This is a genomic window from Burkholderia sp. BCC1985 (assembly GCF_905339915.1).
Classification (GTDB): domain Bacteria; phylum Pseudomonadota; class Gammaproteobacteria; order Burkholderiales; family Burkholderiaceae; genus Burkholderia.
The window spans coordinates 26,338-39,101 of record NZ_CAJPGY010000044.1 but is presented as its reverse complement, the minus strand read 5'-3'; the positions used below and the strand labels follow the sequence as shown (position 1 = coordinate 39,101).

Genomic DNA, 12,764 nt, shown 5'->3' with positions numbered 1-12,764 from the left:
TCATGGTAGCGGGCGCGATGACGTACGATCTGTCGCTGGCGGTCGGGTCCGGTGTGCCATTCGTCGTTGGACGGACCTTGATCGGGCGCGTCGCAGACACGTAGGCCACGCGGTTGGGCTATGGCGAGCCGAGACAAGGCAGACGTGCGGTCGGATCAACAAGCGCAGTGAAAAATTTGGAGAACGAGCCGTTGTCCAATCCGTTTTTGAACAACCTTGGCATCGAGCACACGATGTGGAGCGAAGGCTACACGGAATTCCGGCTCGGGATCGCGCCCACACTGCTCAACCGGAGGGGCGTGCTGCAGGGGGGCGTGATCGCGACGCTGCTCGATGTTGCGTGCGGGTATGCTGGGCTATACAGCGCCGATCCGCAGAGGCTCGTGCATGGCGTGACGCTTTCGTTGACATTGAATTTCCTCGAACGAGGCGTTGGCGAATGGGTGATCGCGAAGGGCTTCCTTGAGCGCAGCGGGGGCAATATTTACTTCGCGCGCGGCGAAGCTTGGACCAATGCTCGTGTGCTGATCGCGACCGCACAAGGAACATTCAAATACGCGAGCGAGCTATGAAGTACTCCTGGCACATCGCCGGTGCGGGGCGTGCGGACTGTCTGGTATGAATGAATCTCATCTCTGATATGAAAGACGATCGTTTGCCCACCAGGCCGGCTGGCTTCAATGTTCGACGTGGAACACCGGAAAATCGCATTTCACGTCAAGGCGCCGGTCCAATATCGGCTTGCATTAAGAATTAATTGGAGAATGACGATGGAGTTGACTGGAGAGCGCTTCCTGCCGCTGACACGGGAGCGCGTGTGGACGGCCCTGAATGATCCTGATGTGTTGCGCCTGTCGCTGCCAGGGTGCGAATCGCTCGAACGCGTCGACGACACGCACTACAAAGTAGTGATGGCGGCAACCGTGGGTCCGGTCAAGGCGCGCTTTAACGGCAAGCTCACGTTGACGGATTTGCAGGCGCCGGTGTCGTACTCGCTTACATTTGAGGGATCTGGTGGCGCTGCGGGGTTCGGAAAGGGCAATGCACAGGTAGGCCTGGAGTCGGATGACGGCGGAACGCGGCTCATCTATCGTGCGAACGCGCAAGTTGGTGGACGGCTTGCGCAGGTAGGAACGAGGCTTATTGATGGCGTCGCGAAGAAGATGGCAGAGGATTTTTTCGCCCGCCTCACACTTGCGCTGGAACCGCCGCAGGCTAACGGATCCGACGGTGCAGGGAACGCCGCGGAGAGCGCGGCTAACACAACCAAGGCGCAAGCCCTGCTTGCTTCGAACAAGCAGGACTTGCGCAGCGGAGCAAGTCGATTGTGGCTCTTCGGAATGGCGGTTGTTTTGGCAATGGCATATGCCGCCTATCGTCTGCATTGATTCGGGCTTCTGCATGCAGGGGGCGGTGAAGTCGACTGGCAAACCCTCGTCACTCGTCGCATGAACCGATTGCAAAGTGCGCCTCACGAACCAACAAGAAAAACGGAGACACCTGATGCAACGTCCCTCTGGCAATACCGGGCGGAGCAGGCCCGCGGCCGCTCCGCTTGCCGCGCAAGCTGGAGTCGGTCAATCGGCGCCTTGGTACCGTGTGCTCAACCGCAAGCAGTGGAATGCGTTGTTCGCGTCCAATCTCGGGTGGCTGTTCGACGGCTACGAAACCTACGCGCTGATTCTGACGGTCGGCGTCGCGCTGCGCCAGTTACTCGAACCCGCGCTGTATCTGCATATTCCGTTCTATGCCGGCCTTGTCATCGCGCTGACGCTGCTTGGCTGGGGCGTGGGCGGCTTGCTCGGTGGCATCTTGACGGACTATATCGGCCGCAAGCGCATGATGATCTTCGCCATCCTTGCATATTCGCTGACGACCGGTCTGAGCGCGTTCGCGTGGAATTGGGAATCGTTCGTCGCGCTTCGCTTCATCGTCGGACTGGCTATGGGCTCGGAATGGGCGACGGGTACCGCGATGACAGCAGAGCTATGGCCGGACCGCCATCGTGGCAAGGGTGCGGGGTTGATGCAATGTGGGCTCGGAATGGGTTTTTTCGCCGCGTCGCTTGTATGGCTGTTCATGAGTCAGACGGGCGAATGGGCATGGCGCTATATGTATCTGCTAGGCGTGCTGCCGGGTCTAGCGACGTTGTGGATGCGAAGGGGCGTGCCCGAGTCGGAGCACTGGGTACACATCAACCAAAGCCGCAAGGTGGTTCGCGCGCGGCGGCGCGACGGCGCGACGCTTGATGAGCACGAGCAGAAGTTGAACCGCTTTACGATTGTCGACCTGTTATTAGCACCGACGCTGCGTCGTCGCACGATCATCGCCGTACTGATGTCGCTCACGACGACGTTGGGATGGTGGGGCATTTCGACATGGGTGCCGCCGTATATCGGCTCGGTTGCGGCTCAGGCCGGACTGCCGGCGGCGCGCTGGGCGAGTTTCGCAGGCATGGCATACAACGCTGGTGCGATTGCGGGCTACATTAGTCTGGGTTTCATGGCCGACGCGTTTGGGCGCAAGCGCATCACATTTCTGTTTTTCGGCATGGCGCTCGTGATGACGCCAGTTCTGTTTATGTGGACACACGACATCGTGCCGCTACTGATAGTGTCGGCGGCGACGGGATTTTTCAGTCTCGGTCAGTACACGTGGATGCCGACTTGGCTACCTGAACTGTTTCCCACACGCATACGAGGCACGGCTATCGCGTTTTGCTTTAACGTGCCGCGTCTGCTTGCGTGGTCCGGGCCGCTGGTCGCGGGTACGTTGATCTCGCGCTTCGATGGTTACGGTCACGCGGCTGTGACGGTCGGGTGCATTTACTTGCTCGGGCTGTCGCTGACACCGTTCTTGCCGGAAACCAATGGTAAGCGTTTGCCAGATGACGTGTAGTGCGCGTTTCGCATCACGTTGCGGGCGAGTGTCGCCTAAGCCGCTGTTTGCTGAGAAATGGCTGACATGCCGGATCCGGGCGAAGCAGGGCATCTATGGCTTCTCGGCATTCTACAGGTCCGGCGCGCTTGTCGATGTACATGCAGCGTTATCTCAAGTCAATTTTGCATCGCGCGCGCATTGAGCCGGACGCGCAATGCCCGACTCGGTTGTGGGTTGTCACCCGACCGGCGCATACATGATCATCGCTGACTGTCACGTATCGCGACCGACAAGCGGGCAACGCCGGTCAACCAAAGACGACGGTAGTCTTGCCGTTCAGGATGACCCGGTCTTCGAGCCAGGCCAGCAAGGCGCGGGCCAGCACCTGACGCTCGATATCCCGCCCCTTTCTTACCAGATCTTCCGGCGTATCCCGATGTGAAATGCGCAGTACGTCCTGTTCGATGATCGGACCTTCGTCTAGGTCGGCGGTCACAAAATGCGAGGTCGCACCAATGAGCTTCACGCCGCGTTCGTGCGCCTGATGATAGGGCCTTGCCCCCTTGAATCCAGGCAGGAACGAATGGTGAATGTTGATGCACCGGCCGCTTAGCTGCTCGGTGAAATTGTCCGACAAGATTTGCATATAGCGGGCCAGCACGACCAGATCGGTTTTTGTCTCGGCCACCAGTTGGAGGACTTGGGCTTCCTGCGCGGCCTTGGTGGCAGGCGTGATGGGCAGATAGTGAAATGGGATGCCGCTGAAATCGGCGCCCACGTATGTCTCGCGTGGGTAGTTCGAAACGATTGCCGATATTTCCATCGGCAACTCGCCGATTCGCCAGCGATAGACGAGATCGCGAAGGCAGTGATCTTGACGGGAGGCCATTAGCATCACGCGCGGTTTTGCGGACCGGTGCCGGATGTTCCACCACATGTCGAACTTCGACGCGACCGTCTCAAACCGGTCCTTGAGGGCCGAAAGATCGTCTTTCGGTCTGTCGCAGTCGGCTTGGAACTCAATCCGCATAAAGAACCGACCGCTACTGAGGTCGTCATACTGTTGGGCATCCACGATGGTGTACTTCTCGTCGCTCAGGAAAGCGCTTGTCGCGGCCACGATGCCGCGTCGATCCATACACGACAGCTTCATCAAAATCCTGCTTTCTTCCATACCTGTCTCCGAATATTCAGGAACGACGCTACACCCAATTGTGAGACTCGAATCCCCTTGCGAGACATCGCTATCCTTGCCACACCAAGTTCAGTTCTGCGTCGGGAGTTCGAAGTGTATACATTGAAATTCAATTCTCATAAGAAGTATTCGTGAAACAGCGGGTTAATACCTATAAATTGGGGAGTTATGCAAAAAAATGCCGAATTTCGCGTGTCAATATTGCAGAGCGTATCCCTTGCGTATACATTGGATGTGTGGGCGCCGCGGACGATGTGCAACTGCGGCAGCAGCTCTGTTGAAATCGAGGACGAAACCATCATGTCGGACGATAGTCAGACCCAGACCATCAAGGCGATCCTCGGGCTTCGGGGACTCGTCGTCGACGGTGAACTGAAGGCCGGCGAGCGAGTCTCGGAAGCCGTCATCGTCGAGCGTTTGGGCGTTTCGCGTACACCTGCGCGCATGGCGCTGGTCAGGATGCACGCCGAGGGCCTGCTCGAGCACATCAATGGGGCCTATGTCGTCGCATGCTTCACCGAGGCGGATGTGCATGACGCAATTCAGGTTCGGGGCACGCTCGAGGGTATGGCAGCCCGTTTTGCCGCAGAACGAGGTGTCAGCTCGTCCATGCTCGGCGCTTTCGATCGGTGTCTCGATAAACTGGACGAGGTATTGCGCGGCACGGATGAGTCGATTTTTGACGAGTACGCGGTCCTGAATGATCGTTTTCACGCTCTACTGATCGAAGCCGCAGGCAGCCGGATGCTGGAACGGTCGATCGACCAAATCACCAAGCTTCCCTTTGCCGCACCGAACGCGTTTGTGCATTCGGCTCATTCGGGCGATCCGCGCGGCCGCGAAATCCTGCTGCTTAGTCAGATGCAACACCGGCTCATCGTTGACTTGATCCGTCAGCGCCAGGGTACACGTGCCGAAGCGCTCGTCATCGAACATTCATTCTCTGCTACCAATTTCCTCAAGTTCGTGATGGAAGGTAACGCACAGTTTGGGGCGATCGCTGGTCTGAGCCTGATTCAACCCTCCGGGCGCCACTATGCTTCGCGGCACTGACAGACCGCGCTAGAAGGATGCATGGGAATGAGCGCTGAATTGCTTGATCAGCGTCGGCTGGTCGCTCGGTTGCACGACGAATTCAAGGACCAGCTAACGACGATGACGGGGGGGCGGCCGATCGCCAAGTCAATCGGTTATTCTAATCGGTGACAACGCGGCATCGAACAAGGTCAAGGCATGCGACGGTCGCGGTGCTGTTGTCAAACGCCATCGCATAAGCGCAAAGCAAGGAGGCCCATAGAACGGGAGCCATGTCGACAGATACCGCTGCTTTAGCTTTTTTAAATTGAGTAGTTATCCTAAGGAAAAATGATGCCATTGATTCAAGAGATGCGAAAGACGCCGCCCGGCTACTATGTTTCTCGTTTCGGGCTGGGCGAATACACGGACTGGATTGATGAAAGTCGATCTTGGAAGGAGAGCTGCTACATCGGGGACTGGTCTTTCTTGTGGCAACGTGTCTATCGTGGCCCTGACGTGCTGAAGCTAATTTCGGACTTTTCCGTGAACAGCTTCGCCAAGTTTGATCTTTTGCAGTCGAAGCACGTCACGCATTGCGACGACAAAGGTAAGGTCATCCATGAAGGCATCCTGAGTCGATTGGCGGACAACGAATACATGCTGTTCGGGCGAGGAGGTTTCTGGCTCGATTATCAGCTTCGCAAGGGTGGATATGACGTCGAATCGGTACCTTCGGACGGCTTCAATTTCCAGGTATCGGGACCGATGGCGATCCCGGTGATGGAGAAGCTCTGCGGTGCATCGGTGCGCGACATCAAGTTCATGCATTCGGGCAAGCTTTGGATCGCAGGCCATGAAGTGCTCGCTTTGCGGCAGGGTATGGCAGGTGAACTCGGTTTCGAATTGCAAGGAGGGGTCGAACACAGTCAGGACGTGTACAACGCTGTCTTCGAAGCTGGTCAGGAATTCGGCATGCGCCGGCTCGGCCATCGGGCTGCGATGATCAATCACCTTGAGGCCTGTTTTCCGACAATCGTCACTGATTACATGCCGGCGATCTTCTCCGACGACATGAAGGAATACTGCGATTACTTCACACAGGCACTCCCTTCGTTCGCCTCGACCTGGAATATCGCGGGTAGTTTCGAATCGAACGATATTGCCGATTGGTATCGCAGCCCGGTCGAGCTCGGCTGGGGACGTAACATCAAGTTCGATCATGACTTTTTGGGCAGCGATGCGCTGCGCGACGAGGTGGCGAATCCGCGGCGTGTGATTCGTACGCTTGTGTGGGATCCAGTCGACGTTGTCGAAGTCTATGCGTCGATGTTCCGCGAGGGGCAGCCCTATGACTACATGGAGATGCCGCGTAACAATCGTGGTTTCATGTATGCCGACCAGGTCAGGAGTGGCGGGGTTCTGGTCGGTGTTTCGACTTCGCGCGGCTACAGCTACTCGTTCCGTAAAATGCTGTCATTGTGCGTAATTGACGTTGAGCGCGCAGAGCCGGGCTCGCTTGTCACTGTGCTGTATGGCAATCCGGGAACACCTCAGATCGAAATCAAGGCGACGGTTGCATCCGCCCCGTTCAAGACTGACAACCGTCGCATTAACATTGCAGCATGAATGGGGCGGTTCTTTGGTAACTTTCATCTGGAATGCCGATATGGCGACGATTGATGTAGTGCATTTTTAGATGCACTTGATATATTGGCGTCTATTGGCATCCATCATCGCTGTCAAAATCATCAAACACGAAAGTATGCCGGGGTGCAATCTCGAAACGGCTGGTCAGGATCGTGGATTGATCGACCAGTAAAGAACGCGAACGGCGGCTGTCCAGTCGGTTTTTCTCGATTCAATCGCCGTTGCTCTGCGCAGTGCCCATTTGTCAGGTTGATGTGGGATGAGCGGACCTAGGAGGTTTATAAATTAAGATGGATAATTTGGTATTGATTGAGAATTAAAGATAGGTAAATTGGTTAGGCATGGTTTTCGAAATGAAGATCGGAAAATATTACGGATATTTCGCCTCGAAGCCATTTTAAAGCAGGATCGGTGTTGAATCTCTCGTGCCAATGCTGCTTAAGCGCGTATGGCTGGGTGTTAATCGGCGGTAAAACAATTCTCAGATTGCCGAATTGAACGAAATACTCGGCAACCACGGTCGGTACTGTTGCGATCATATCTGTCGCCGCAACGATCGCGGGAACACTCATGTAATGTGGAATGCTGAGCTGGACACGACGCTTAAGACCATTCTTCTTGAGCAGATTTTCAAACAACTCATGACTGCGACCTTCGGGTTCGACCACTGCGTGGGGAAGGTCGAGAAAGTCGGAAGATGGAATTCTATCTCCTGTCACTCGTGGATGATCCTTCCGAACCAAGCAGACGAATCGATGTTCAAACAATGTCTGCATGAAAAAGCCAGGCCGTTCGAGATCCGGAAAGAACCCGATTGCCATTTCGACTTCGCCGCCCTCCAAAATATATGGCAGTTCATCTACCGACAACGCTTTTGAGCGCAGATTGCAGTGTGGGGCTTTCTGCGACAGATGGGCCATCAGTTTCGGGAGAAAAACCATCTCGCCAATATCGGAAAGAGTGACAACGAAGTCTCGCCGGGCTGTCATCGGATCAAATGGCGCGGGAACGTGAACGGCACGATCGATCATGGACAACGCGTGTCGAGCGGTGGTTGCAACTTCGTCGCAACGGGGAGTGGGCAGCATGCCGGCCGTACCGCGGACGAACAATGGATCACCAAGGATACGGCGAAGGCGTCCCAATGCAAGACTGGCTGCCGGCTGGCTCAATTGTATTGCCTCGGCCGCCTTCGAGACGCTTCCGAGAGCGTGCACTTGCACCAGCAAGCGTAGCAACCGCAAGTCGATATCAGACTTCATAGTTTCCTCCATATTTATCTAGCAAATACGAAATATACTTTTATATTAATTGAAATTTATAGGATGGAGGTAGAAAATTATTCAACTAACCTTATCAATGTAAAGGAGACAAAGCGTGCGTCTGTATTGCGCTGAACATGGGCTCGGGCCGGCGCTCGGCCGAAAAAGGGAGGCGATATGAGAGGTCCTCTGCATCCTATCGATGGGGTCGTATACGCTTCTCGCGAACGCGCGGCTTATTACCTCGATGAGGGCGTCTGGGAGAAGCGCACGCTTGGGGACGCACTGCGCAACGTTGCAACTCAGGTGCCGCACCGGGCAGCATTTGTATGTGAAGGTCGACGGATAAGCTTCCGCGAACTCGATGCGAGAAGCGAGCTTGCGGCGGCGCGCTTGAGAGCATTGGGGCTGAAATTGCACGATCGTGCCATGTTTCAGATGGGTACGGCCATCGACACGGCGGTTGCGCTCTTCGCCTGCTTCAAGGCCGGAATCATACCAGTATGTAGTATTCCTCAATATCGGGAACTCGAGATCGGGAAGTTGGCGGAGCTTACGCGACCGAAGGCGTATTTCGTTCAGGCGGACGCAGGTGGCCGGTTCGACTTGTTGCCGTTTGTTGCCACAATGGCGCAACGCTATGAGATTCCACACGTCGTGGTTGCACGCGGCGACCCAACATTCGGCGGACATGCGCTGGACGTCTTGTGTGAAGGCACGCTGGAGGTGGAGCCTTTAGATACATCGAACGAGTTCAATTGCGAGGATGTGGTAGTTTTCCAGTTATCGGGAGGCTCCACGGGGGTTCCGAAGGTTATACCGCGATACCACGCCGAATATCAGGCACAAACTCGTTCATGGTGCGATCGTTATGGTATCGGCGACGGCAACGTCGGAATCTGGGCGCTTCCGATATTGCACAATGCGGGCATGATGTTCTCAATCGTGCGCACAGTTCTCTACCGAGCCACGACGGTGTTGTTGCCGCAATGGAATGTGACACGTTATTTCGAGGAAATCGAGAACGAACGCGTACAGCATGCTTTCACCATTGGGCCTCATGCGCCTGCGATCGCGGCATATCCGAACATTGCGCAACACGACTTGTCGTCCGTGCGTTGTCTCTTCACGCTGATGGGCGCCGAGCCGATCGAGCGGGCAATCGGTGTTACTTCGACAAATATGTTTGGCATAACTGAAGGGTTGGTTACGACAGGTAAGTCTGACTCGCCTGAAAAGGTGCGCCACAGAAGCGTGGGGGCGCTATGCTCGCCCTACGATGAAGTTCGGCTGCTTCACCCCGACACCAACGACGAGGTGCAGATTGGTGAGGTTGGTGAACTGTGTTTCCGGGGGCCGTCCTCATTGCGCGGATACTATGCGGCTCCGGATATCAATGCAGTGAGCTTTACTTCAGACGGCTTCTTTCGCTCCGGCGATCTCATGAAGGCAGAGGTAGTCGAAGGGGAGCTCATATTTCATTTTGAAGGCCGCATGCGGGACAATATCAACCGCGGCGGCGAAAAGTTCGGTACCGAGGATATCGAGCAGTTGCTCGGTTGTCATCCCGCCATTGCTGACGGAAAGGTAGTCGCTATGCCTGATCCAATCTATGGTGAAAAGGCTTGCGCATTCCTGATTGCACGCGAAGGCCATGCGCTTCCGACTGTGGAGGAACTGGGCGCGTACCTCATTGCTCAAGGATTGGCGAAGTTCAAGCTACCGGAGCGGATCGAAGCTTGTAACGCTTTTCCTACCACCCGCGTCGGAAAGCTCGATCGAGCAAATTTGCGCAGTCAGATTGCACAGAGGCTCGCAGAGGAGGCGACGTCGGGCGGTCGGGCGGCAGCTGTATGAATGCCCCGACGCCAACGACAATATGGATTTGCGCGCCGGTCATACGCGCTGGGACATGGAATTGGAGCATAAACGAATGCGCAGCTATCGATATCAACGCCGCCTGCATTGGAGCGAATGCGATCCGGCAGGCATCATCTTCTTTCCCCACTATGCTCGGTGGATGGTTGACGGACTGAACGAGATGCTGCTGTCGCTTGGCATTGATCCGAATGCGGCGCACAGCGAAACGGCTCGTGGTGGGCTTCCCGTTGTCCAGTTATCAATGCAATTCCATGATGCACCGGTTTTGAACGCTCACCTATGGCATGAAATTACCGTTGAGAAGATCGGTGGTAAGTCATTGAGCTTCGTTCATCGCTTTTTGCGCGGGGAGACGCTTCTGATGGAGGCACGCGAGACGCGAGTATGGGCGACGCACGTCATCGGCAATTCCGCTTCGATGCGCGCAGAGTCCGTGCCGAATGTGGTGCGTATATTGCTTGAAGGCGATGAAGCAAATTCCTTGGAGGTGCAAGAATGAAAATCAATATTCTCGGTGGCGGACCGGCCGGCCTGTATTCTGCGTATCTAATCAAGCGGCAGAACCCAGATGTTACGGTTCACGTATACGAGCAGAACGATGCGCACACGACCTTTGGTTTCGGTGTGGTATTTTCGGATCAGGCTCTGGATTTCCTGCGAGTGAATGATTACGAGACGTTGGCTCAGATCACGAGTGGTTTGGAGGCCTGGCGTGACATCGAATTAAGAATTCACGGTGAATCGATTCGAATCGATGGCGTTGGATTTACGGCTATCGCTCGCCTGAAGCTGCTTGGAATTTTGCGCCGGATAGCCGAGTCGACTGGCGTTGTTCTGACCAATCAGTGCATCGTCACCGATATTGCCGAGATTAGCGAGGCCGATCTTGTCGTTGGTGCAGATGGCGTCAATTCACTCGTTCGTCGCACTTATGAACGGGAGTTTGGCACCCGTATAGAGTATCTTGATAACCACTTCGCTTGGTTTGGTGCGAAGTGTACCTTTGAGCATCTCACGCAGACTTTCAAGAAATTGCCGAAGGGCAACTTTACTGCCCACCACTATCGGTACTCCGATTCGATGAGTACGTTCCTGGTGGAGGTCGACGCCGGGACCTTCAAGAACATCGGTTTTGCCAATATGAGCGAGGACGAGTCGCGTCATTTTTGTGAAAAGGTATTTGCTGACGAACTAAAGGGAGCATCGTTGGTCGCCAACCGGTCCATCTGGCGGCAGTTTCCCAAAATCAGCAACGAGCGCTCTTCGGTCGGTAACTGTGTGCTCGTGGGCGACGCGCTGCGCACAGCGCATTTCTCCATTGGTTCAGGTACACGACTGGCATTGGAGGACGCACAGACGTTGGCGCAATGCGTGGCTGAAAACCTTGAGAGTGTGCCCGATATCCTCAGCAGCTTCGAAGCCATGCGGCGTCCCGTTATGGAAAAAATCACCGTAGCTGCGAACCGTAGCGCAGATTGGTACGAGAACTTTGCAAGTCATATGGAACTTCCTGCCTGGGAATTCGCGATGAGATATATCAGTCGCTCGGGGCGCATTGATTCCGAACGGCTGCGCAATATGTCGCCGGATTTCGTGGCGGGTTACGAAGCGTGGAGGAAAGCCGGTGCTCCGGTATGACCTCGATTGAGACGCTGTTCCGTAGGGCACCGGTGCGCCGGTAATTTCCGATAAGGCGGGGGCGGTAGCAGGTGACCTGAATCGATGACAGGATGCTTCTGGATTTTTTCCTAGATGCGCGTCGCCTCATAAACGGGAACACGACATTGCTGTAATTATTCAAGGTTTCGGCTGGAGGTCGACATGAAAGTTTGCGAAAGCAATAAGAATAGGGTTACCCGAAATCGGGAGGAACTCGAAGCGTACTATCGGGAATTGGATAAGGATAATCTTGGCCCGTTGTGGGAGGTTCTCAAGGGGCTAGTTCCTCGCGAACCGAAGCCAAAAGCGGTTCCGTATGCCTGGAGTTATGAAAAAATTCGTCAGAAGTTGATAACCGCGTCAGAGTTGATATCGGCGGAAGATGCAGAGCGACGTGTTCTGGTTCTGCAAAATCCGGGATTGCCGGGCACGTCACAAATCACCGATACCCTATATGCAGGGTTGCAAATTCTGCTTCCTGGGGAAGTGGCTCCCGCACATAGGCATACCCAGGCTGCACTGCGCTTTGTGATCGAAGGAGGTGGCGCATATACGTCCGTCAATGGCGAGCGCACAATGATGCATCCTGGCGATTTCATCATCACGCCTGCTTGGACCTGGCACGACCACGGGAGTTCGGCTGATGGGCCCGTCGTATGGATGGACAGCCTTGACCTTCCGCTCGTTCGTTTCCTCGGGGCAGGTTTCAGGGAAGAACATGTCGAGAATGAGCAGCTAATTAGCAAGCCAATAGGTGATTCGGACGCGCGGTACGGCTCGGGGCTTCTGCCTGTTGACTGCGGGAAACATCACACATCGCCGATTTTTAACTATCCTTATTCCAGGACGCGGGAAGCCCTCTATCGGTTGACGCATGCGGGAGAACCTGACCCGTGTCATGGTTATGCACTCAAGTATGTGAACCCCACCAATGGTGATTGGGCTATTCCTACCATTGCAACGGGAATTCGGCTTGTACCCAAGGAGTATCGAACTAAGCCGTACAGATCCGTTGACGGTTCAGTATTGGTGTTGGTTGAGGGAAAGTTGAAGGTAGGCGTCGGCGACGAGATTTTCATTTTGAATAAGAATGACGTTTTTGCGATTCCATCGTGGACGTTCCGTCAATTCGAAGCAATCGAGGATTCTATTTTCTTCATTTGTTCGGACAGGCCTGTATATGAGAAGCTTGGCTTGCTTCGCGAAGAGCGTCGAGCATGATT

General features: G+C 55.2%; 11 protein-coding genes. 9 read left to right on the top strand and 2 right to left on the bottom strand.

What is annotated here, in order from left to right; all coding sequences use genetic code 11:
- Nucleotides 1-176 precede the first annotated feature (176 nt).
- The 3 genes from U4Z31_RS30510 to U4Z31_RS30500 all read left to right on the top strand — a co-directional run bounded on the left by U4Z31_RS30510 (nt 177) and on the right by U4Z31_RS30500 (nt 2,898).
- Nucleotides 177-572: a PaaI family thioesterase gene (locus U4Z31_RS30510; protein WP_321812287.1), complete on the top strand. Its 396-nt coding sequence runs from the start codon at nt 177-179 to the stop codon at nt 570-572.
- Between the two features lie 108 nt (nt 573-680).
- The gene (locus U4Z31_RS30505) at nt 681-1,388 is read left to right on the top strand and encodes a carbon monoxide dehydrogenase subunit G (protein ID WP_321812272.1); all 708 of its coding nucleotides are present in this window, start codon (nt 681-683) and stop codon (nt 1,386-1,388) included.
- 115 nt (nt 1,389-1,503) lie between these two features.
- Complete coding sequence (locus tag U4Z31_RS30500; RefSeq protein ID WP_321812271.1) at nt 1,504-2,898, top strand: MFS transporter; 1,395 nt, start codon at nt 1,504-1,506, stop codon at nt 2,896-2,898.
- Nucleotides 2,899-3,187: 289 nt separating this feature from the next.
- Here the strand turns inward: U4Z31_RS30500 and purU are convergent, their stop codons facing one another.
- Nucleotides 3,188-4,054 carry a formyltetrahydrofolate deformylase gene (gene purU / locus U4Z31_RS30495; protein WP_321812270.1) on the bottom strand — a complete coding sequence of 289 codons (867 nt, stop codon included), beginning with the start codon at nt 4,052-4,054 and terminating at the stop codon, nt 3,188-3,190.
- A gap of 189 nt (nt 4,055-4,243) precedes the next feature.
- Between purU and U4Z31_RS30490 the strand changes: the two genes are divergently transcribed.
- A complete protein-coding gene (locus tag U4Z31_RS30490; RefSeq protein ID WP_321812269.1) occupies nt 4,244-5,128 on the top strand; it encodes a GntR family transcriptional regulator in 885 nt (294 codons plus the stop codon).
- A gap of 315 nt (nt 5,129-5,443) precedes the next feature.
- The gene (locus U4Z31_RS30485; protein WP_321812268.1) at nt 5,444-6,718 is read left to right on the top strand and encodes a hypothetical protein; all 1,275 of its coding nucleotides are present in this window, start codon (nt 5,444-5,446) and stop codon (nt 6,716-6,718) included.
- Nucleotides 6,719-7,074: 356 nt separating this feature from the next.
- Here the strand turns inward: U4Z31_RS30485 and U4Z31_RS30480 are convergent, their stop codons facing one another.
- Nucleotides 7,075-8,001, bottom strand: a complete 927-nt coding sequence (locus U4Z31_RS30480) for a LysR family transcriptional regulator (protein ID WP_321812267.1) — start codon at nt 7,999-8,001, stop codon at nt 7,075-7,077.
- Nucleotides 8,002-8,178: 177 nt separating this feature from the next.
- Between U4Z31_RS30480 and U4Z31_RS30475 the strand changes: the two genes are divergently transcribed.
- The 4 genes from U4Z31_RS30475 to gtdA all read left to right on the top strand — a co-directional run bounded on the left by U4Z31_RS30475 (nt 8,179) and on the right by gtdA (nt 12,762).
- A complete protein-coding gene (locus tag U4Z31_RS30475) occupies nt 8,179-9,858 on the top strand; it encodes an AMP-binding protein (RefSeq protein WP_321812266.1) in 1,680 nt (559 codons plus the stop codon).
- 55 nt (nt 9,859-9,913) lie between these two features.
- Nucleotides 9,914-10,381: an acyl-CoA thioesterase gene (locus tag U4Z31_RS30470; protein WP_321812265.1), complete on the top strand. Its 468-nt coding sequence runs from the start codon at nt 9,914-9,916 to the stop codon at nt 10,379-10,381.
- Nucleotides 10,378-11,520, top strand: a complete 1,143-nt coding sequence (locus U4Z31_RS30465) for an FAD-dependent monooxygenase (RefSeq protein WP_321812264.1) — start codon at nt 10,378-10,380, stop codon at nt 11,518-11,520. The genes U4Z31_RS30470 and U4Z31_RS30465 overlap by 4 nt, the downstream gene beginning before the upstream one ends.
- 183 nt (nt 11,521-11,703) lie before the next feature.
- Nucleotides 11,704-12,762: a gentisate 1,2-dioxygenase gene (gene gtdA / locus U4Z31_RS30460; protein ID WP_321812263.1), complete on the top strand. Its 1,059-nt coding sequence runs from the start codon at nt 11,704-11,706 to the stop codon at nt 12,760-12,762.
- The last annotated feature ends 2 nt before the right edge of the window (nt 12,763-12,764 follow it).